This is a genomic window from Exiguobacterium sp. JMULE1 (assembly GCF_013337175.1).
In the GTDB taxonomy this organism is placed as follows: Bacteria; Bacillota; Bacilli; order Exiguobacteriales; family Exiguobacteriaceae; genus Exiguobacterium_A; species Exiguobacterium_A indicum.
Map to the genome: position 1 here is coordinate 3,006,526 of NZ_SGWC01000002.1, position 21,708 is coordinate 3,028,233.

Below are 21,708 nucleotides of genomic sequence, written 5' to 3' on the forward strand. Positions count from 1 at the left end.
AAGACCTCATTTCTTTTTCCAGAACTACAACATTCCTTTATCTTAGTAAAAATCAGCGCATGACGCAACGTTCAAATCCTAAATGTTCACTTTCTGTAAAGTTTTTGCGCCACTTTCGATCAAATCGACAGACTCCGACGTCCGAATTGAACGACTGCTCCAGTCAAGAACACGAGACAGAGGACAAGTAAAAGAATCGAATGAAGAAGAAAATGATTCGTTCCTTCTAGTAATTGCGTCGTGTTAAATAAGGAGAAGACGGATAGATAACGGAGCCACTCCGTCTTGTCACTTAGTTCCGACAGAATCGTCAAGACGATCGATAGGACAAGCACACTACCAGCAAGCGAAAAAGCACGACGTTCTTCGTCAAATAACGTCGCAACGAATAACGTAAAGGCACCGATCGCCAAGAGTAACAATAGCGCATTGAGTTGAATCCGCCATAAGATGACGTCATTGATCGAAATATCTGTCATCCACCAGTCGGATACCATCAAGACGAGTCCATTCAGTCCTACGAGAACCATACTTGCGATACCCATGACGATCGCGACAGCAAACGTATACGCATTCCGGGTGATCGGGGCTGCGAGATAGACAATCAGCTCTCCATTGTCGATTGGTCGCGCAACGAGTCGCGCTGCTAATGAGAGCAAGAATAGACTCGCAATGACTTGAAAAATCAGTCCGTAATAGTTTCCCCCGAGCAGATCCAGTACATTCTCGAACCCTGTCACCTTATCGTATTGAAATGCTTTTAAGACTTCCGGAGGTAACGCTTCTAGTTTTGCTTCTAGTAAACCGGTCTTCATCATCGATGGATATAGCAACGCAAGCATCAATAAGTAGAGACTCGTTCCAATCGCATAAGCAAGCACGGGCTTTCTGACCTGCTTGAATAAAGAGCGGATCAGCAATATCACGACGATTCCTCCTCCCCATAATAATGCAAAAAGACCTGTTCTAAATCATCTGCTGACGGACGAATCAGCCGTACATCATACTGGGTTAAATAAGCGATCACCTGATTTAAGCTCAGCGTCTCGTCCGTTTGAAAACTGACTTCCAGCCGCTTCGGTTCAACACCGACTTGCATCGCGAACTGTGCCGCCTCCACCTCTGTTCGGAAGACGATCGTGTACGTCTTTCGACTCGATCGAACCAACTCATGAATATCCGATTCGACGATGATGCGCCCTGCTTTGATTAAAGCCGCTCGATCGCACGATTTTTCCATCTCCGGAAAGTGATGTGAACTCATCAGAATCGCTTTTCCAGCATGCTTCTCCTGTTCGATCCACTCTAAAAAACGCTCTTGCATCAAAGGATCGAGTCCACTGGTCGGCTCATCAAGTAGATAGACGGGTGCATCCTTCATGAAGCAACCGACAAGTGCCAGTTTTTGTTTCATTCCCTTTGACATCTTGCGGATTTTCGTCTTCGTCTCAAAAGGAAATCGTTTCAACAACAGTTGTCGTCGTGCCGGATCGCTACCGTGTAGTCGTTGCATCAAATCCAGCATGTCTGCTCCCGTCATGTCTCCAGGTAAACTAATCTCCCCCGGCAAATAACCGACCAATTTCTTCACTTCTTTACTTTGCTTCCAGCAATCAAAACCGCCGATCGTCGCCTTTCCACCGTCCGCAGCCAGTAGTCCCATCAGATGTCGGAGTGTCGTTGATTTTCCAGATCCGTTTGGTCCGATGAAACCGAATATCGTCCCCGGATCAACTGTAAAACTGACATCGAATATTCCACGCCCCGGTGCAAACTCTTTCGTGACATGCTCTAAACGGATCATCATCCGACCTCCTTATCTTTTATTTCTTTCCTCACTGTATTCATACCCGTTTTGAAGCAGTTTGTTCGGATCAAAGCGATAGATGACGAACCGCTCGTCATGATTTTTTTCATAGAGGTCTCGTAATCGAATCTCATCGACTTGCTCGAATACGGTATGACGCTCCAGGTACTCCCGGTATTCATCGGTCGGGTAATACAAGATGAGATCAACCGAACGCGGGGAACGTTCGACCGAACTTAAAATGTGATCAATCACTTTCATGAAAATTTGTGAAGAGAATGGATTGAAGAAATAAAACTTATTCGTCTCATCCGGAATGGCATACTGCTCGGCATACGTCTGTTCAAATCGCAAACTTCCGGAACGCCGCTTCCGTCGACTTTGGTAGTTCGCCATATTCCGGAGTGCGTCCTCGTAAAATTGTCCGTTCATCTCGATTCCGATGACGGAACAATCGAATCGGTCGTGTAAGTAAAAGTTCAAACGCCCTTTCCCACACCCGAAATCAATGACCGTGTCCTGTTTTTGAAACAAATACGTTTCGCATAATTCGTCTAGTGCCGCATAAGGCGTTGGTTCATATCGATTGTAGTGACTAAACACACCATAGAGGTGTTGCATCTCAATGGTCTCGATTCGTAATCGTTGATCGTATTCCTGTTCATTCATTGTCGTTTGTTCCTTCTTTCCGGCATTCTTGCCTTCATCGTACTATACTGAAGAAGTACGTTACTCGTTTTTTGAAAGGGGATTTTATGATGATCGTCGTTACGAACCGGATTAAAGTCAAAAAAGGGATGGCTGCAGCTCTCGCTCCTCGTTTTACGCGTCCAAGTGGACTTGATACGATGGACGGATTCATCCGCGTCGAGGTCTTATTGACGCAAAACATCGAAGAACATGATGAAATGAACGTCAACATGTATTGGGAAGACATGAAGAGTTTTCAAGCATGGCGGGAGAGTGACGATTTCAAAGCGTCACATAGTCGACCTGCGAGTAGTGAGGCAGGAGAATCGCCAATGCTCGGCAGCGAGATTCTGACATATGAAGTTGCTTCGGTCAAAGAACGCGCATGATGCACGAAAAGGACTCGTCTCGAGTCCTTTTTTATATACCTATACACAAATAGTGAAAGGGTGTAATTGTCTCAAATGGTATTATTTGTTATTATAGTGCCAATACAGAGAGAGAGGGTTCTTCATGAATTCATTAACTATATTTGAACAAGCCATTCGTAGCTTACCTGATGATCGTACGTTACGACGTGATGAATTATGGACGGACGATTTTTTATTGCAACAGGAGAACGAGCTGACCGTCTATTACTCTCCGATTGGCGAATATGTCAATACTGAAGCAAAAGTCGTCATCATCGGGATCACACCAGGTTTTGAACAGATGCGAATCGCTTTCGAAGAAGCAACGGATGCCCTCCATCATGGGGCTTCACTAGAAGGGACGGCACGCATCGTCAAATATACAGCAAGCTTTGCTGGAACGATGCGACGTAATCTCGTCCAGATGCTTGATACACTCGAGCTTCCAGCATTACTCGGAATTGAGACGGCTACTAGCTTATTCCATCAACATCAGAAATTATTGCATCCAACATCACTGTTAAAGCAACCCGTCTTTTATCGCGAAAAGAATTACTCGGGTCATCAACCGAAAATTAGTCGTAGTCCTTTATTGAGGCACTACGCGGAAGAACACTTCGTCGCTGAGATCAATCAGTTACAAAAACCAGCGTTATTAATTCCACTCGGTCGGGTCGTCGAGACGCAAGTCCGTGGATTGATTCAGGATGGACGAATCGAACAACATCAGCTTCTTTCCAACTTCCCCCATCCATCTGGCGCGAACGGTCATCGAAAAAAACAATTCGAAGAAAACCAAGCCTATTTGATGAAACAGCTCATTCAACATTTTGCCGAATGAGCAACTTTGTCTTAAATTATCAGAATATATGGTTGAATCTTTTTTGAAATACGTGATAAAGTGTCCATAAGAACAGAATATGACTATTCTATCGATGAGGTAGAGGCGCGATTTCAATCAGTACTTGGTCCGAGGATGACAACGAAGACGACTACAGGAAAGGTGACATCGCCGAAATGACAGTATGCGTCGAGCATACCGTCGTTGGTCGATTCGGGAAATACCCGATCGATTGCCATACATAACAGTTGTATGGAGCGCTCCAATTCGGCTAAGAAAGACGCATCCAGCGAGGGTGTCGGCTTTGTTGCCGGTGCCCTTGCTTTTTTTGTGCCGCGGGGTCTCATCTTTAAGCCATTTTTAAAGAGGAGGATATTTTTCATGGTCAACTATTCAGATTCCATTATTGCCCTTGTACCTGCTTTACTAGCTATCTTATTAGCCATCTTTACCCGAAAGGTCGTTCTTTCGTTAGGTGTCGGCATTCTCGTCGGTGCCCTGTTACTTCACCGTTTTAACCCGATCGATACGGTAACCTATCTCGGCAAGAATATCTTTAGCCTCTTTTGGGCGGATGGTGCCTTGAACGAGTGGAACGTTTTATTACTTGTTTTCTTGTTATTGCTCGGTGTCCTTTCCACATTAATTCAAACATCTGGTGGCGCTCGCGCCTTCGGTGAATGGGCTTCTACACACGTCAAGACAGCGCGTGGTGCACGCTTAGTCGCCTTCGGTCTCGGTATCTTGATTTTCATCGATGATTACTTCAACAGTCTCGCTGTCGGCAATGTCAGTCGTCCGCTAACGGATCGCCGTGGTGTCTCACGTGCGAAGCTTGCCTATTTGATTGACTCAACAGCTGCGCCTGTTTGTGTCATCAGTCCGCTTTCGAGTTGGGGCGCATTCATCATTTCCATCATCGCCGGTATCTTAACGACGCACTCGATTACGGATTACTCAGCGTTTAGTGCTTTCATGATGATCGTTCCAATGAACTTCTATGCGATTTTCGCGTTACTTTTAACACTTTACATCGCTTACTCTGGCGTCTCTGTCGGACCGATGAAACAGCATGAACGCCGCGCTGCGAATGGTGAACTTTTTGATGCGTCAAAAGGAACACCGATGGGGATGGCAAAAGAGGTCAACGAACATACGAACGGAAAAGTCCGGGATCTCGTCGTTCCGATCGTCGTTCTCGTCATTGCTACGATCAGTGCGTTACTCGGGACAGGTGCTCAGGCACTTGCAGCCGACAACCGTCCGTTTACTTTAATTGGAGCATTTGAGGCAACAGACGTCACACGCTCACTTGTCGCAGGTGTCGTCATCAGTTTAATCGTCGCTTTCTTGATGCTGATCGGACGAAAAATTCCGGGTCGCGATTACCGTGCAAGCATCGTCGCTGGTATGCGTTCGATGTGGCCAGCAGTCGTGATTCTATTATTTGCTTGGACGATCATCGCTGTTATTGGTGATATGAAAACAGGCGATTATCTCGCAAGCTTCATCAGCAACTCGATTTCTGCTTCGTACTTGCCGTTCTTATTATTCTTGATTGCCGGCTTGATGGCATTCTCGACAGGAACAAGTTGGGGCACATTCGGGATCATGTTGCCAATCGGTGCGGATCTCGTCATGGCTGTCGATGCCTCACTCTTATTACCGACGCTTGCTGCTGTTCTTGCTGGATCTGTCTTCGGTGACCATTGTTCACCGATTTCCGATACGACGATCCTCAGTTCGACAGGGGCTGGATCCCATCATATCGATCACGTTACGACACAGTTACCGTATGCGCTAGTCGGTGCCGTCACTGCGGCAGTAGGTTATTTAGTCATCGGTTTCACGGAGTCTTCGGTCTTCGGTTTCATCGGAGCTCTTGTCACATTCGTACTCTTCGTCGTCGTCTTGAACGTTCTCTCGAAAAAAGGCGAAACTGCTTCGGATTTACAAACGGATTGATGAAATGAAAAAGGGACTGACTCAAAAAAGAATGACGCGTCTTTTCACGCCCTTTCCTCAGGCGAGACACAAGCCTGTTTTCCTGCTTAAATGAAGCAGGAAAACGGATCTCATTCGTCTCTGACAGCGCATAAATGCGCTTTTCCTGTAGGAGTGGCGTGTGACGCGCCATTCTTTTTGTTACGAGATAAGGGTGGCAGATCATCATTCTGCCACCCTTATCTTTGTAGAGACCAACTTTGAGTCAGCCCCTTTTTTCGACTTCATGTCATGTCTTATACCATAAGTTCACACACATCATTCGCGAACGCTACCGGATCCTCGAGTGGAAGCCCTTCGACAAGTAATGCTTGTTGATACATCAGTTTGGTATAGCGCTCGAATTTCGAACGATCGTTTTGATACGCTGCTTCAAGAGATTGGAACACCGCGTGTGACGGATTCAATTCAAGAATCTTGACCGCTTCTACCCCTTCGTTATTCGGCATCGCCTTCAAGATTTTCTCCATCTCGATCGAGACGGCGCCGTCCGTCGCAAAACAGACGGGATGCGATTTTAGACGCGTTGATGCTTTGACTTCCTTGACTTGTCCACTTAACACTTCCTGCATTGCTTGGAACATCTCCGCTTGTGCGTCCGTCGTCTCTGCCGCTTCTGCTTCAATCCCTAGATCGCTACTCGTGACTGACTTGAACGTCTTCTCGTTATATGTCACGAGCATCTGGATCGCGAACTCATCGATCTCTTCGGTGAAGTACAAGATGTCGTACCCTTTATCACGCACAAGTTCGGATTGTGGTAACTTGTCTAAACGATTCGTACTCTCACCAGCGGCGTAGTAAATATGTGCTTGATCTTCCGGCATCGCTGCGACGTATTCCGCAAGCGTGATCAACTTCTTCTCCTTCGCTGAGTAGAAGAGGATGAGGTCCTGCACCTGTTCTTTATGCATGCCGTAATCATTGTACATACCGAACTTCAGCTGACGTCCGAACGCTTGATAGAACGTTTCGTACTTCGTGCGATCCTCGCGCAGAAGTGCTTCGAGTTGTGTCTTGATCTTACTTTGGATGTTTTTCGCGATCAATTTCAATTGACGATCGTGCTGCAGTAACTCACGCGAGATGTTGAGCGATAAGTCTTCCGAATCGACCATCCCTTTGACGAAACTGAAGTGATCCGGCAACAAGTCGCTGCATTTTTCCATGATCAAGACACCATTGGCATAGAGTTCAAGACCCTTTTCAAATTCCTTCGAATAATAATCGTACGGTGCTTGCTCCGGAATGAATAAGATCGATTGATAACGAACAACGCCGTCGACACTGATATGAATATGTTTCGCCGGTGTGTCGAAACCATACCGCTTCTCTTGGTAGAAGTTCGTATAGTCTTCGTCTGTCAATTCCCGTTTATTCTTCCGCCAGATCGGCACCATGCTGTTGATCGTCTTGACGACTTCGACCTCTTCCGTCTCGTCACTGCCTTCGATCGGCTGACGTTCGAGTTCCTTCATCTCGATCGGATAACGGATGAAATCCGAGTATTTTTTGATGATGCTACGCAGACGATATGTCTCGAGGTATTCATCATACGATTCTTCTTCCTCGTTCGCCTTGATGTGGAGTGTAATCTCCGTTCCGACGGTTTCCTTGTCGACTTCCTCGATCGTATAACCTTCGACACCACGCGATTCCCATTTATAAGCGACCGCACCGCCGAATGGTTTCGTAACAACAGTGACGACGTCTGCGACCATAAATGCAGAATAGAATCCGACACCGAATTGACCGATGATATCATGACCATCTTGTGCTTCGTTTTCTGCTTTGAAGGCAAGCGATCCACTCTTCGCGATCGTACCGAGATTTTCTTCTAGTTCTTCCTTCGTCATTCCGATTCCCGTATCACGAATGATGAGTTGACGCGCTTCTTTATTTGGTTCGATCGTAATTTTGTAGTGTTCCTTTTCGAACGAAATCGTCTCGTCCGTCAATGCTTTGTAGTACATCTTATCCATGGCGTCACTTGCATTCGAGATCAATTCGCGCAGGAAAATCTCCTTATGCGTATAGATGGAATGAATCATCATCTCCAGCAATCGTTTTGATTCCGCCTTAAATTGTTTCGTTTCCATGCTCATTCTGCCTCCCTTTTTTAGCACTCAATCATACAGAGTGCTAATTCATCTCCTATTATTAGGGAGTTCGAAATATCTGTCAATCACCTTTTTCACTGTATGTCACGACTTTTTCACGGACGATTTTTCCGATTTGACGTAAGTGTTCTGCTGACCCATAGGTGCCATGGCTGACACCGTTTTCATCCTTTCGATTACCGAGACCGATGAACTGCTCACTCGGTTTGAAGTGGAGTCCGACGACGGATACCTGAAATCGTGACGAGAAGCCGATTTGAAAAATCGCGTCCGGATAATCCGTTGGTCGATAGGTCGTCCAAGCGATGTCTGGTTCGAGCTTCGCAAATCGTTCCGTGTGTTCCTTACCGAGCAGGATGATTCCTTTTATCGAGAACAGTTCAAGCAGGCGTAACAAAAATGTCTGACCGAACGGACTATCTTCCAACACGCTGCGTTCTTTGATCGCTCCCATGTAGTGGTGTGTCGGAAACGGGAAAAAATCCAGATGAATGACCGGATCAAACGTCGTCTCGTAAAACGACGCACCGAGTCCGTTCAAGAATCCTTCGAGCTTACCGCCACCTGGTCGACCGAACCAGGTTCGGTACACATTTGGTTGTTTGAAGTAACGATTGAAGCGTCGGATCGATTCCGTCAATGTCTCTTCTTGTAAATACGCATTCCACGTCATGGATTGTGGACGTATGAAAAGTGGACCGTGCTCGTCAAATCGTAATGCACCTGTTCGGTCTAAAAACTGCGATCGGGATGGGTTCGTCGCGATCGTCACCCAACTGCTACGCGTCGCATCACCAAACCAGAGGACAGGTGTCGTTTGGTCGATCAATTCACTTGCAAATGCACTCTTCTCGAGTGTCATTTGGTACTGGACGGCTTCGTGTAATAATTTTTTGGCAAGTTGCCATTGATCGGATGTCAGCGTTCTCATCTCCCTCTATACAGCGATTGTGCTGTTGTAGATGTACCCCCTATCCTCTAACACTAGACGCATCGATGGGTTTAATCTCCATTTCTCCGGGAATGTTTCATAAGGTGAACGATACGACTTAGGAGGGATTTAATAATGGGTAGACTCGATCAAAAAGTAGCTGTCATTACCGGCTCGGCAACAGGGATTGGACAAGCGACTGCACTTGTCTTCGCAGAACAGGGAGCAACGGTCGTCTGTGCCGATGTCTCACTTGAAAAAGCACAACAAACAGTAGAACAGATTACACAACAAGGTGGGAAAGCGGAAGCCGTCCATGTCGATGTCTCAGACGTCGAGAGTGTCGAGCAACTTGCGAAGCACGTCAAAGAGACATACGGTACGATCGACGTCCTCTTCAACAATGCCGGAATCGATGAACAAGGCGGGAAAGTCCACGAGTATCCAATCGATCTCTTCGACCGGATCATCGCGGTCGACTTGCGCGGTACATTCCTCGTCAGTAAATTCTTGATTCCACTCATGCTTGATAACGGTGGTTCAATCATCAATACGTCATCGATGTCTGGTCGCGCAGCTGACTTGAACCGATCCGGTTATAACGCAGCGAAAGGTGGGATTGCGAACTTCACGCGCGCGATGGCAATCGATTATGCGCGTCATGGCATTCGTGTCAATTCGTTATCACCAGGAACAATCGAAACACCACTCATCGATACACTCGTCGGTGAAAAAGAAAAAGAGCAAGGCAAACAGTTCCGCGATGCGAACGCTTGGATTACACCACTCGGACGACTCGGTAAACCACGCGAGATGGCAACAGTCGCCCTCTTCCTCGCTTCTGACGACAGCTCATATGTTACAGGTGAGGATATCACAGCAGACGGCGGCATCATGGCTTATACATGGCCGGGAGAGATGTTAATCGATTCGAAGTGGAAAGACGAAGCAGAAAAAAGTGAATGAGTAAGGTACGGTGTAACCTTCTGGTTGCACCGTTTTCTTTTATCTCAAGACGTTCAGCTCCGTAAATTATTTTCCGAATTCGTTTACCTCCCTGAAGTATTTTTATCAGGGTACAGGATAGGTAAAGGAGGAAATACTTATGCAAACAGCAATTACTTACTTACAACGATGTCTTCAAATTCCAAGCGTTAATCCGACGGACGGAGAGGAAGCCGTCGCACGTTATGTGTACGATGTACTGATTGATCATCACATCTCGACAGAATGGATCGAAGTCTCACCGAAACGGATTTGTCTCGTCGCGACCGTTCCTGCGAGTGAAGAGGTTTCACGCCCTTCCGTACTCGGGCTATCTGGTCATCTCGATACGGTTCCGGTCCAAGGAGACGGCTGGACGAAAGATCCATACGGTGGTGAAATCGAAGACGGACGCATTTATGGTCGTGGGGCTTCGGATATGAAATCAGGTGTCATGGCGATGGTGCAAGCGCTCATTCAATACAAGGAACGTCAAGACCGTCCGAACACCGTCAAACTTCTGATTACATCCGATGAAGAGAATGGCATGACGGGTGCTCGTCATTTGACCGAACAAGGACACGCGGATGATTTAGATGCTTTACTGATCACAGAACCAACGAGCGGGATGATTGGATATGCACAAAAAGGAGTCGTTGGGATTGAAGTGACGTGCCGCGGGAAAAGTGCGCACAGCTCTGCTCCGCAACTCGGTCGTAACGCGATTGATGACGTGTATCGCATCATTCAAGAAGTGAAGTCAGAACGTTTCTCGATCACAACGAATCATCACCCGGCACTCGGTCCGGTCGTCGCGTCAATCACATCCATAAAAGGAGGCGAAGGACCGAATGTCGTTCCGAGTCAGGCTTCGTTTTATATGGACATCCGGACGATTCCTGGATTCGGTCGGGCGGACGTTCTTGCTGCCTTTACGGATATTGAGCGTCGACTTGTTGCAGAAGATCCTAACTTTGACATGAGCGTGACCGTCATCAAGGATATTCCTTCTTGTGAAACCGATGAACAAGCGCCTTTCTTGCAACAGGTCGCAGATACGATGGAGCAGGTCAGCGGCGTGACACCACGAAAAATCGCCATCCCAGGTGGAACGGATGGTGCGATGTTCAGCCAAGCGAAAAAGTCATTTCCGATTGCAATCGCTTCTTTCCATGATTTCCGCCTTGCGCATCAAGTCGATGAGTCAATTCTGTTATCCGAGTATGAACAAACGATTGCGTTTTGCTTTAACTTGATCAACACACCATTACATCAATCGCTTCCATCACTTTAAATAAAAAAGGGACGACTTTCGGGTGCAATACCCAGAGTCGTCCCTTCTACTTTTACTGTGTTTAGTTTAGTACACACCAAGCTGTGCCAACGCCTCACTTAAATAACTTTGATCACTGCGAAACTGATGACTCGTTTGTCCGTCAGACCAACTGATGAAGACACGACCAAGGCGGTCATATCGTAAACGGAGACGAATCACGCCCTGCTCGAATACGACTTCACCGTATAACGACTCATGGACGCGAGCAAAGTTACGGATGAACGCATCATATTGATTAAATGTAACTGAAAACTCGTGTTCACTATCTTCTCCCGTCATTTGAATCGTTAGTTCCTCTTGCTTTGGATATACGTGTAAGATGTCCCACGATACGCTGCTTTCTTCTCCTCGAAACACGATGCGATGCTTCATTCGATTTCCTCCTTTATGTACAAGGATTTTCGCTTTCTTTTCTCGAAAGTAACCGATATCTTCTTCATCCGAAAGGAGTCTGCTTATGTCTGATACGCCAAAGACAGGTCCTACTGAACAGTCCGTTGATGCCTTTCTGGCACAAGTCGAACCGCCACTACGTCAAGCAGATGGTATCACGTTACGTCAGTTCTTCGAAGATGTCACGGGATACGAAGCCGTCATTTGGGGGTCTTCCTTGATTGGTTTTGGTTCCTATCATTATCACTATGCCTCCGGTCACGAGGGCGACAGCTTTTATGTTGGCTTTTCTCCGCGCAAGACGAACCTCGTCCTTTACCTCGCGCTTGGTGAAGACGATGTATCGGAACGACTGCTTGCCACTCTTGGTACGCATCGACGTGGTAAATCCTGCCTCTACGTAAAACGACTGACTGACATCGATTTAAACGTCCTTCGGGAAATGATTGAGCACTCGATTCGCACGTTAAGAGACATGTACCCGTCTTGATTTCAATCAAAAACAGCCGAAGCGGATTCGCTTCGGCTGTTTTTTGAAATTAATGTCCGCCTTCTGTCCGATCGATATGGCGAATGTGTTTGAGATTGACCCCGATGATGATGACGGATAAGAGGACAAAGCCACTTCCGACATAAAACGGTAAGTTTGCGTTGAAGATTTCAGCCAATTTACCGGCCATGAATGGCGCAATGGCTGCCCCGAGAAAACGTAGGAAACTGTATGCCGCAGATGCTGTCGAACGTTCAACAGGTGCTGCGTCCATGACAGCTGTCGTGATGAGCGTGTTGTTATTCCCAAGCACGGCTCCCGCCAAAATGACACAGACGATGACGACGGCTGGTGTTTCCGTAAAGATCCCCATTAACAGAAGCAAGATTGCGAATATGATCAACATCATGACCATCGCTTTGATTGTTCCGAACCATTGTTTCAGTTTCGGAGCCGTTAAGACCGATGTGATCGCAAGCAACATTCCCCAGCCGAGGAAAACGAATCCGAGTCCTTGCGCTGGTAGTTTCATGACGAATGGTGCATAGGCCATGATCGTAAAGAACCCAACGTTATAAAGTGCCGCTACGATTCCGAGCGTCAAGAGCGAACGATGCTTCATCGCTTGGAACGGTGCTTTTAATGATAACTTCTGTTTCGGTGCTGCAGATGCTGCTGGTTTTGGCATCAAGAAGAGCAAGACGAGAAACGCGATGACCATGATTGTCGCAACACCCATGAATGGTGCGCGCCATGTGATCGAACCGAGTGTTCCGCCTAATAGCGGTCCAATCGAAATCCCAAGACCAACGGCTGCTTCATACAAAATGATGGCTTTTGCTGTTCCGCCTGACGACAGCGAAACGATCGCAGCCAGTGCGGTTGCGACGAACAAAGCGTTCCCAAGTCCCCATCCACCGCGTAACGCGACGAGCGTCCAAATGCTGTCTGCTTGTGAAGCAAAACCAGCAACGGTTGCGATGACGGCAATCCCGAGCATCAATGTTCCTTTTTGACCAATCCGTGATGAGATCGCGCCTGTAATTAACATCGCGAATGCCATGACGGCGTTATAACTTGTAAATAAGAGCGTTACTTCACTTTTTGACGCTTCTAAATTCTCGGCAATCGTCGGTAAGACGGGATTGACGAGACCCATTCCCATGAATGCTGTAATACTGGCGAAAAAGACTGCCCAAACAGCAACCGGTTGATGGAATAATCCCTGTTTACTTTCTGCTAATACCGTTTCCGGCTCAAGCGTCGTTGTTTTTTCAGCAAGTGCCATAGTGTCCCTTCTTTCTATTGAATGTGTTACATGAACTGTTTAAACGAATGGCGAATGACGTCGCCTCGACTAATGATCCCAACAAGCCGTCCTGCTTTCAGGATCGGAAGCTTTTTGATCCGTTTTGCGCCAAGTGTCGCCGCAATCTCTTCTATTTCTGTTTCAGCGTCCGCTGTTACGACTTTCCGACGTGCCAGTTCCATGACAGGTCGATTCAAGATATGACGAATCCGATCTTCGTAATCTTCTTCGTCTCCTTTGATGACATCTACATATAAGAATGTATCGACGATGATGTCCTTGTGTTTTCCAATCGCGCGCATGATATCTCCGTCACTGATATACCCGACGACCTCTTGCTCAGCATTAATGACAGGTACGCCGCTAATACCAGATTGAATGAATCGTTCGATGACCGTACGAATCAGATCTGTATCGTTTACTGTGATGACCTCTTGTTTCATCGACTCATAAGCTTTCATCTGAATTCTCCTTTGTCGTTCGTTTCTCATATGAAAAAGTTGTATGATACAATTAAAAGAACAAAAATGATTGTATAATACAACTACAACTCTGTCAAGCCTCCTGCTTTTCGCATTGACAGCTTATCCACATTGGGTAATCATGAGGGACAGAGAGACCTTATTGAAAGGGGAGATACCCGATGTCTCAACAAGCACTCGAAACCATTGAATTAGAGTTAGCAATTCTGATCCGGCGCTTGACGACAGCGACGGCAGACAATCGTAATTTGGATCGTGCTTCCTACCTTTTACTGCGACAACTAGCGGATTCCGGCAACGTCGGTGTCAAAACACTTGCTCGTGAACTCCAGCTTGATGTCTCGACCGTCAGTCGCCAAGCTGCAGCGCTCGATCAGAAGCAACTTGTGGAAAAAGTAAAAGATCCGACAGATGGTCGTGCCTTCTTCTATCATATTACGGATAAAGGACAAGAAGAGCTCACGATTTACCGGACAGCGCGCCTCGCGAGCATCGAACGTCTACTGACGGACTGGCCATCGGATGATGCCGAAGATTTTGGACGTCTATTGCAACAATTCAACCGTGCCTTGCGCGAGCGGTAACGAAATCACACCATTTAAAGGAACGGACGCGAAATCAATCGATTTCGCGTCCGTTTTTTCATCATTATTCATGATGTATGAGAAACCTGACAAACCGAACGAATTTGTGCGATATGTTCAGGTGACGTTCGGCAACAACCACCGATCAATCGTGCCCCTGCCTCATACCATGTCTTCGCGACGGTTTGGAACGATGTACACTGATTCGTACCTGACCACGTTTTTGCGACCGGATCATAGACCTCACCAGAGTTCGGATAGACGATGATTGGCACATCCGTCAACGCCTTGACGTGACGGATAAAGTCGGTCGCGTAAGATGCCGGAAAACAATTTGCACCGATTGCTGCGAGCTGTGGATGTTGTCCGACCGTTTCAATACACGTCGCAAGTGCCGTTCCTTCACTAATGTGTGTCGCATCTTGAAGCGAGAACGTCAGCCAAGCAGACACTTCCGGATACGCTTCGAGAATCCGGAACAACACGACAGCTTCCTCGAGCGACGGAATCGTCTCAAATGCCAGCAGATCAGCCCCCGCTTCAATCAATGCTTCGATCCGTGGTCTGTGGAAGGCTTCTAGCACATCTGCTGACACCCCATAATGACCGCGATACTCAGAACCATCTGCTAAGTAGGCACCATAAGGACCCACTGATCCTGCGATTAATGCGTCACGCTTTCCGCTACGCGTGCGTGCGTTTTGCGCCAAGGTGACCGTTTGTCGAATCAGCGCCTGTGCTTCCTCTGTCGTGATATGACGTTGCTTGAACCCTTCGATACTTGCTTGATAGCTTGAAGTGATGGCAACATCAGCACCTACTTCAAAGTAGTCACGATGGACGTGTTCGATTTGTTCCGGTGCTTCGATTAAGAGACGTGCTGACCAAAGCGGATCGTTCAGGTCGAATCCCTTCTGTTCAAGTTCGGTTGCAAGGGCACCATCTAAAATGAGAAAGGGAACTTCCTGTAATCGTTGATCAACTGGATTTTTGATTCGGGACATCTTCAACACTCCGTTTCTGAGAAGAATTCGTGAACGCATGTACGACATAACAGATCACGATGAATGGAATACCACAGTACAAGGCGATTCGTTGTGTCGGATCAAATCCGATACCAATCAGGGAAATCAAACAGACGACGAAAGCGGCGATTGGCACGAATGGAAAGAGTGGTGTGCGATAGACCAATTCGTCGACCGTATGCCCTTCGCGGAGAAATTGTTTCCGGAAGCGATACTGAGCAATGCTGATACTCATCCAAACGACGACGACAGCGAGACCGGAAATCGAGACGAGCGCGATATAGACACTCCCTGCTGCATAGATGCTAGACAGCAAGGCAAGTCCTCCGCCAAGCATGCTGAACAATACAGCTCGAAGTGGAACCCCACTTGGTGTCACTTGGGCGAAGAAGCGTGGAATCATACGTTCGTTCGCAAGCGACCAGAGCATCCGAGAGGCGGCGTAAAGTCCAGAGTTCGCTGCCGACAAAATCGCTGTCAAAATGACGAAGTTCATCACGTCTGCTGCGTAGGGAATTCCGATCCGTTCGAACACGGCGACGAACGGACTTTCGAGTACACCTTTCCCATCCGTTGGCAATAAGACGGCTAACACGATGATCGTACCGACGAAGAAGAGGACGAGTCGCAAGATCGTCGTCCGGATCGCAAGCGGAATCGTCCGTTTCGGATCGACTGCTTCACCCGCTGCGACACCGATCAGTTCCGTTCCCGAGTAAGCAAAATTCACGGCAAGCATCGTCATGAAGATGACGAAAGCACCATTTGGGAATAATCCACCTTCCGTTAAGGAAGAAAAGAATGGGGCTGGGCTACCATCTTGCAGTGGAATGAAGCCGACGATCGCTCCCGCACCAAGTAAAATGAACGCAATGATCGTCACGACCTTAATGGCGGAGAACCAAAACTCGACTTCAGCGAACACGCGAACCTTCAAGACGTTGATACCAAGGATCATCGCAGCGAATAAGGCACTGAACACCCAAACCGGAATCGATGGGAACCAACGTTGCATCAAAATGCCTGCTGCCGTGAATTCTGAACCAAGGGCGACCGTCCACGTCAGCCAGTAGAGCCAGGCTACTGTATAACCGGTGCCAGGTCCAATGTACTTCGTTGCGTACTTATGGAATGATCCGGTTTCCGGCATGTGCACGGCGAGTTCACCGAGACTTAACATGACTAAGTAAACGACGACGGCTCCGATCAAATACGATAAAATCGTTCCGACACGTCCTGCTTGTTCCAACGTATAACCTGTACTTAAAAATAATCCTGTTCCAATGACACCACCTAACGACAGCATGATCAGATGACGTGATTCCATCTTGCGTCGAAATGCTCCGCTCGTTTTCATGAATCCATTTCCTCCTCGTTCCACCTATTTCAAACAAAAAACGCATCCTCACGGATGCGTCGGTCGACAATTCGGAAATCTTATCGATCGGGTGCAGCACCCGCAGGAATTAGCACAGTATCTTTCGACCTGTTGCTGAGGTTTCATAGGGCCAGTCCCTCCACCTCTCTGGATAAGTATGTAATTGTTCCTAACCATATCAGAATGCAGATAATTCAGTCAACAGGCATTTCCCGATTTTTTTGATAGATCCATAAATTAGATTCAATCAGTTGAAGATGACGTGAAGAGCGTGTTTCGAGCAACGTACTAAAGAAATGTTTCACTTCGACGGGCTGACCCTTTTCCATGTCCCGTAACATTGACGATTTCATCGTGTCTTCCATTGCATGCATCTGCTTCAGCAAGACCGCTTCTACATCGTCATTAAAGACTGCGCCTTGTTCTTCCATCGCTTGCTTCGCTTCCTTCATGACGTCTTGAATCATCTGATGACCAATTGGGTCCTTGCGAATTGGACCGATGGCAGAGCGAAATAGTGTCGTCACGCCCGCAAATGTCGAAATGAAGAGGTACTTTTGCCACATGTCATCCATGATATGCATCGAGTACGCCATCGGTGCCTTCGCTTTCGCAAAACGTGTTGCAATCTCCTCTAAACGCGCTGTTGGTTTACCGGTTCGTGAACCAAACAATAGCCGATGCGACGGGCTTGTCTGTACAATACGCCCTTCTGCATCAAGCGTCGATTCAATGAAGCAAAGCCCGCCCAGTACTCGATCTTCTCCGAAGACTTCTGTTAACCGTCGTATATGCTGCATGCCGTTCAACAAAGGAATGATGTACGTCTCGCTCGAAACAAATGGCGCAAGATCCTGTAGGACATCATCCAAGTGATAGGCTTTCGTCGAAAGTAAGACGACATCAAATGTGTGATTCAGTCGCATGTCTCGTGTCACTAACTGAGGCGTGATCATAACATCACCATGAGGACTAGTGATCTGTAACCCTGTCTTTTGTAATTGTTCATAGCGCTTCGGACGAACAAGGAATGTCACCTGTTCCCCTTGCTCAGCAAGACGTCCCCCGAAATAACCTCCAACTGCTCCGGCACCTACGACTAAAACATGCATATGCATTACCTCCTTTTTAACTAATCGATTCGTTACTTACTCCTTCACCCTAACATATCGGAAACCATTTTCCTGATTCCTGCTTGAATCACTAAAATGTAAGTTAAGCGTTTGCATTTTAGAAAAAAACGTTTATACTAACTTGTATACAAGTATACTCACTTTAGAAATCAGGTGATTCCATGTCAGAACTGTTATACCCCTTGAAGTGGTTAGCAAAAGCTTCCGCTGGAGATCGTGTCGCACACGAGCTACGGATGCGCATCATTTCAGGAAAGATTGAAAGCGGTACCATTTTATCCGAAAACAAATTAGCCTCTGATTTTTCAGTCAGTCGCTCGCCCGTCCGTGATGCGTTAAAGGTCCTTGCATCCGAACAATTGATTCGTCTCGAACGAATGGGAGCGGTCGTCGTCGGTTTGTCTGAGCGCGACATTCAGGAAATCTATGATGTCCGGCTACTCATTGAAACGTTCGTCTTCGAACGACTCGTCAAAATCGAACGGGCAGAACTCGTCCGTGAACTCAGTAAAATTCTCGAAATGATGAAAGTTGCCATCAAATACAAGGATGCCGATGAATTCTCCTTCCAGGACGTACTGTTTCACGAAACGATCATCCGCTCGATTGATCATGGATATGTCAGCATGATTTGGCAAAATCTCAAACCGGTCATGGAAAGTTTCATCCTCCTATCGATGCGGGTACGATTCGAGGAAGACATCGAAGACTTCGAACGCATCCTCGCGAACCACGCCTTGTACATCGAAGCGATCGAGACAGGGGACCGTGAACGGATGGTTGCTTCCTTACATCAGAACTTTGATGACGTCCAGGAAGTCGAAGATCTCTGGAAAACGCAACAAATGATGTCGAAAGGAGTCGATTCACATGACTGAATACATGTTAGGCGTCGATATCGGAACGACGAGTACGAAAGCGGTCTTATTTACGACAAAAGGAGAGGTCATCGGACAAACGAACGTCGGTTACCCGCTCCATACACCAAATCGCTCGACGGCGGAGCAGGATCCGGAAGAAATTTTTGATGCTGTACTCGAATCGATCCGCTTGATCACGAAACGTCATCCGATCATGCCACCAAAGTTCGTCGCGTTCAGTAGTGCTATGCACAGCTTGATCGCAATGGACGCACAGCATCAACCATTGACTGCCTGCATCACGTGGGCAGACAGTCGGAGTGAAGCATGGTCGAACAAGATCAAGGAACAATATGGTCTATCGATCTATCACCGGACCGGAACACCGATCCATCCGATGTCACCGCTCAGCAAAATCAGTTGGCTCGTCGAAGATCGTCCGGAGCTCCACGCTCAAACGAAAAAATATGTCGGGATCAAGGAATTCGTGTTCCAAAGACTGTTCGGCAGATATGTCATCGACCACTCTCTCGCTTCAGCGACCGGTCTCTTCAACATTCATGAATTAGGCTGGGATACGGGCGCGTTACACGTCGCAGGGATCGATGCAAGCTACTTATCGGAACCCGTACCGACGACGACGACATGTACCGGACTGAACGCTGATTACGCACGACAAATGGGACTCTCCGCCGATACGCCGTTCCTAGTCGGTGCCAGTGACGGTGTCCTTTCTAACTTAGGTGTCAACGCGATTCGCAAAGGGGAAATTGCGATCACGATCGGAACGAGCGGTGCCATCCGAACAATCATTGATCGTCCGCAGACCGATGAAAAGGGACGGACGTTCTGTTACGCGCTGACCGAGGACCACTGGGTCATCGGCGGACCCGTCAATAATGGTGGAATGGTCTTACGGTGGATCCGAGACGAACTCGCTTCAGCCGAAGTCGAGACAGCAAAACGCCTTGGCATCGATCCGTACGCTGTTTTGACGAAGATTGCCGAACGCGTCCGTCCTGGATCCGACGGGCTATTGTTCCATCCTTACTTGTCCGGTGAACGAGCGCCGCTCTGGAATCCGGATGTCAGCGGTTCGTTCTTCGGTTTGACGCTCTCACACAAAAAAGAGCATATGATCCGGGCGGCACTAGAAGGCGTCATCTACAATCTCTATACCGTCTTCCTTGCTCTGATTGAGTGCATGGACGGTCCCGTGACACGGATTCAGGCAACGGGTGGGTTTGCTCGGTCCGAAGTCTGGCGCCAAATGATGGCGGACATCTTTGAATCGGAAGTCGTCATTCCGGAAAGTTTTGAAAGTTCATGTCTCGGTGCGTGTATTCTCGGACTGTATGCGACGGGGGAAGTCGATTCGTTCGAAGTCGTCTCCGAGATGATCGGGGAAACGCATCGTCATGTACCAAATGAAGAAGCGATGCATGAGTATCGTCAGCTCTTACCGATTTTCATTAGTCTAGCGCGGACGTTATCCGCGGATCATAAACGAATCGCTACGTATCAACGGAGCTTGATTCAAGAAGAAAACTAACTTAATCTTTTGGGGGAAGTCATCATGCCTTTAGTCATCGTAGGAATTGGGATCGTCGCGTTGCTCGTTCTCATCATGGGGTTGAAATTAAATACGTTCGTCTCACTCATCATCGTTTCCTTTGGCGTTGCACTACTGCTCGGCATGCCGCTCGATCAGATCGTCAAAACGATCGAAGCTGGTATCGGAGGAACGCTTGGTCACCTCGCATTGATCTTTGGTCTTGGTGCCATGCTTGGAAAGCTGATTGCTGACGCCGGGGGGGCGCAGCGAATCGCCATGACGCTTGTCGCCCGATTCGGGGAAAAGAACATCCAATGGGCAGTCGTCGTCGCTTCGTTCATCATCGGGATCGCCCTCTTCTTCGAAGTCGGACTCGTTTTGTTGATTCCAATCGTCTTTGCGATTTCACGTCAACTTCGTGTCTCGATTCTATATCTCGGGATCCCGATGGTCGCTGCCCTATCCGTCACGCACGGATTCTTACCACCTCACCCAGGTCCGACCGTCATCGCTGGTGAGTATAAAGCCAATATCGGGGAAGTCTTATTGTATGGTTTCATCGTTGCTGTTCCGACCGTCATCATCGCCGGACCAATTTTTACGAAAATCGCGAAACGACTCGTACCTGAATCGTTTACACGGACAGGAAACATCGCGTCACTCGGGGAACAAAAAGAATTTGATTTAGAAGAGACACCAGGCTTCGGTATCAGTGTCTTCACGGCGATGCTACCGGTTCTTTTGATGTCGGTCGCAACGATCTTCACGCTCTTACAAGAAACACTCGGTTGGGGTGAAAACAGTGTCATCTCGGCGATTGAATTCATCGGGAACGCTTCAACGGCGATGTTGATTTCATTACTCGTCGCGGTCTACACGATGGGGATCGCGCGTCAGATTCCGATGCAAACGGTCATGGAATCGTGTACGACGGCGATCGCCCAAATCGGGATGATGCTATTGATCATCGGTGGTGGCGGTGCCTTCAAACAAGTCTTGATTGACGGTGGTGTTGGGAAATACGTTGCGCACTTATTTGATGGATCAGCGTTATCCCCAATCCTACTCGCTTGGTTGATTGCTGCGATTCTGCGGATCTCACTCGGTTCCGCAACAGTCGCTGCCCTTTCGACAGCAGGTCTCGTCATTCCGTTACTGGAGCAATCCGACGTCAACTTAGCGCTCGTCGTTCTCGCGACTGGTGCAGGTAGTCTGATCGCTTCACACGTCAATGATGCAGGCTTCTGGATGTTTAAAGAGTATTTCGGATTATCATTAAAAGAAACGTTTGCGACATGGACTGTGCTTGAGACGATCATTTCCGTTTGTGGACTTGGGTTCGTTCTTCTCCTCAGCCTCGTCGTCTAAGAAAAGGA

At 47.7% G+C, this 21,708-nt stretch carries 21 protein-coding genes and 2 riboswitches; of the genes, 10 read left to right on the top strand and 11 right to left on the bottom strand.

Annotated elements, in window-relative coordinates:
* Positions 1-119: 119 nt before the first annotated feature.
* From EXW93_RS15785 to EXW93_RS15795, 3 genes are read right to left on the bottom strand one after another with little or no spacing between them, the layout of a single operon-like run.
* Complete coding sequence (locus EXW93_RS15785) at positions 120-926, bottom strand: ABC transporter permease subunit (RefSeq protein WP_055969700.1); 807 nt, start codon at positions 924-926, stop codon at positions 120-122.
* Entirely contained in the window at positions 923-1,804 is an 882-nt protein-coding gene (locus EXW93_RS15790) for an ABC transporter ATP-binding protein (RefSeq protein WP_055969703.1), read from the bottom strand. Before EXW93_RS15790 ends, EXW93_RS15785 begins: the two co-directional genes overlap by 4 nt.
* Positions 1,805-1,816: 12 nt before the next feature.
* Positions 1,817-2,476: an SAM-dependent methyltransferase gene (locus tag EXW93_RS15795; protein WP_081637345.1), complete on the bottom strand. Its 660-nt coding sequence runs from the start codon at positions 2,474-2,476 to the stop codon at positions 1,817-1,819.
* An 89-nt stretch (positions 2,477-2,565) separates the two neighbouring features.
* Here EXW93_RS15795 and EXW93_RS15800 point away from each other — a divergent pair, with 89 nt between their 5' ends.
* From EXW93_RS15800 to EXW93_RS15810, 3 genes are all read left to right on the top strand, one after another.
* A complete protein-coding gene (locus EXW93_RS15800) occupies positions 2,566-2,886 on the top strand; it encodes a heme oxygenase (protein ID WP_023469797.1) in 321 nt (106 codons plus the stop codon).
* 124 nt (positions 2,887-3,010) lie between these two features.
* Complete coding sequence (locus EXW93_RS15805; RefSeq protein ID WP_174316713.1) at positions 3,011-3,748, top strand: uracil-DNA glycosylase family protein; 738 nt, start codon at positions 3,011-3,013, stop codon at positions 3,746-3,748.
* A 92-nt stretch (positions 3,749-3,840) separates the two neighbouring features.
* Positions 3,841-4,019: riboswitch (Lysine riboswitch) on the top strand.
* Between the two features lie 110 nt (positions 4,020-4,129).
* Positions 4,130-5,713: a Na+/H+ antiporter NhaC family protein gene (locus EXW93_RS15810; protein ID WP_035395513.1), complete on the top strand. Its 1,584-nt coding sequence runs from the start codon at positions 4,130-4,132 to the stop codon at positions 5,711-5,713.
* Positions 5,714-5,988: 275 nt separating this feature from the next.
* Here EXW93_RS15810 and htpG read toward each other — a convergent pair whose 3' ends face one another.
* Both htpG and EXW93_RS15820 read right to left on the bottom strand, forming a co-directional pair.
* Complete coding sequence (gene htpG, locus EXW93_RS15815; RefSeq protein WP_055969711.1) at positions 5,989-7,851, bottom strand: molecular chaperone HtpG; 1,863 nt, start codon at positions 7,849-7,851, stop codon at positions 5,989-5,991.
* A gap of 82 nt (positions 7,852-7,933) precedes the next feature.
* Positions 7,934-8,803: a PDZ domain-containing protein gene (locus EXW93_RS15820; protein WP_055969714.1), complete on the bottom strand. Its 870-nt coding sequence runs from the start codon at positions 8,801-8,803 to the stop codon at positions 7,934-7,936.
* 135 nt (positions 8,804-8,938) lie between these two features.
* Between EXW93_RS15820 and EXW93_RS15825 the strand changes: the two genes are divergently transcribed.
* The gene (locus EXW93_RS15825) at positions 8,939-9,769 is read left to right on the top strand and encodes an SDR family oxidoreductase (protein WP_023469801.1); all 831 of its coding nucleotides are present in this window, start codon (positions 8,939-8,941) and stop codon (positions 9,767-9,769) included.
* Between the two features lie 139 nt (positions 9,770-9,908).
* Positions 9,909-11,081 carry a M20 family metallopeptidase gene (locus tag EXW93_RS15830; RefSeq protein WP_055969717.1) on the top strand — a complete coding sequence of 391 codons (1,173 nt, stop codon included), beginning with the start codon at positions 9,909-9,911 and terminating at the stop codon, positions 11,079-11,081.
* Between the two features lie 66 nt (positions 11,082-11,147).
* Here EXW93_RS15830 and EXW93_RS15835 read toward each other — a convergent pair whose 3' ends face one another.
* Positions 11,148-11,495 carry a hypothetical protein gene (locus tag EXW93_RS15835; RefSeq protein ID WP_035395505.1) on the bottom strand — a complete coding sequence of 116 codons (348 nt, stop codon included), beginning with the start codon at positions 11,493-11,495 and terminating at the stop codon, positions 11,148-11,150.
* Between the two features lie 85 nt (positions 11,496-11,580).
* Here EXW93_RS15835 and EXW93_RS15840 point away from each other — a divergent pair, with 85 nt between their 5' ends.
* Complete coding sequence (locus tag EXW93_RS15840; protein WP_055969720.1) at positions 11,581-12,006, top strand: DUF1801 domain-containing protein; 426 nt, start codon at positions 11,581-11,583, stop codon at positions 12,004-12,006.
* Positions 12,007-12,055: 49 nt separating this feature from the next.
* Here the strand turns inward: EXW93_RS15840 and EXW93_RS15845 are convergent, their stop codons facing one another.
* On the bottom strand, positions 12,056-13,294 hold the full coding sequence (locus EXW93_RS15845) for an MFS transporter (RefSeq protein ID WP_055969723.1): 1,239 nt from the start codon (positions 13,292-13,294) through the stop codon (positions 12,056-12,058).
* A gap of 26 nt (positions 13,295-13,320) precedes the next feature.
* On the bottom strand, positions 13,321-13,776 hold the full coding sequence (locus tag EXW93_RS15850) for a CBS domain-containing protein (protein WP_055969726.1): 456 nt from the start codon (positions 13,774-13,776) through the stop codon (positions 13,321-13,323).
* Positions 13,777-13,958: 182 nt separating this feature from the next.
* Between EXW93_RS15850 and EXW93_RS15855 the strand changes: the two genes are divergently transcribed.
* The gene (locus EXW93_RS15855; RefSeq protein ID WP_035395500.1) at positions 13,959-14,381 is read left to right on the top strand and encodes a MarR family winged helix-turn-helix transcriptional regulator; all 423 of its coding nucleotides are present in this window, start codon (positions 13,959-13,961) and stop codon (positions 14,379-14,381) included.
* A 68-nt stretch (positions 14,382-14,449) separates the two neighbouring features.
* Here the strand turns inward: EXW93_RS15855 and mmuM are convergent, their stop codons facing one another.
* The 3 genes from mmuM to EXW93_RS15870 all read right to left on the bottom strand — a co-directional run bounded on the left by mmuM (position 14,450) and on the right by EXW93_RS15870 (position 17,896).
* Positions 14,450-15,385: a homocysteine S-methyltransferase gene (gene mmuM, locus EXW93_RS15860; protein ID WP_023469808.1), complete on the bottom strand. Its 936-nt coding sequence runs from the start codon at positions 15,383-15,385 to the stop codon at positions 14,450-14,452.
* Positions 15,360-16,763: an amino acid permease gene (locus EXW93_RS15865; protein ID WP_023469809.1), complete on the bottom strand. Its 1,404-nt coding sequence runs from the start codon at positions 16,761-16,763 to the stop codon at positions 15,360-15,362. Before EXW93_RS15865 ends, mmuM begins: the two co-directional genes overlap by 26 nt.
* Positions 16,764-16,840: 77 nt before the next feature.
* Positions 16,841-16,942, bottom strand: a riboswitch (SAM riboswitch).
* 36 nt (positions 16,943-16,978) lie between these two features.
* Positions 16,979-17,896, bottom strand: coding sequence for a ketopantoate reductase family protein (locus tag EXW93_RS15870; protein WP_174316714.1), 918 nt, complete (start codon positions 17,894-17,896; stop codon positions 16,979-16,981).
* Between the two features lie 182 nt (positions 17,897-18,078).
* Here EXW93_RS15870 and EXW93_RS15875 point away from each other — a divergent pair, with 182 nt between their 5' ends.
* From EXW93_RS15875 to EXW93_RS15885, 3 genes are read left to right on the top strand one after another with little or no spacing between them, the layout of a single operon-like run.
* Positions 18,079-18,795, top strand: a complete 717-nt coding sequence (locus EXW93_RS15875; protein ID WP_023469811.1) for a GntR family transcriptional regulator — start codon at positions 18,079-18,081, stop codon at positions 18,793-18,795.
* Entirely contained in the window at positions 18,788-20,329 is a 1,542-nt protein-coding gene (gntK, locus tag EXW93_RS15880) for a gluconokinase (protein ID WP_174316715.1), read from the top strand. The genes EXW93_RS15875 and gntK overlap by 8 nt, the downstream gene beginning before the upstream one ends.
* Before the next feature lie 24 nt (positions 20,330-20,353).
* Entirely contained in the window at positions 20,354-21,700 is a 1,347-nt protein-coding gene (locus EXW93_RS15885; protein ID WP_174316716.1) for a GntP family permease, read from the top strand.
* Positions 21,701-21,708: the final 8 nt, after the last annotated feature.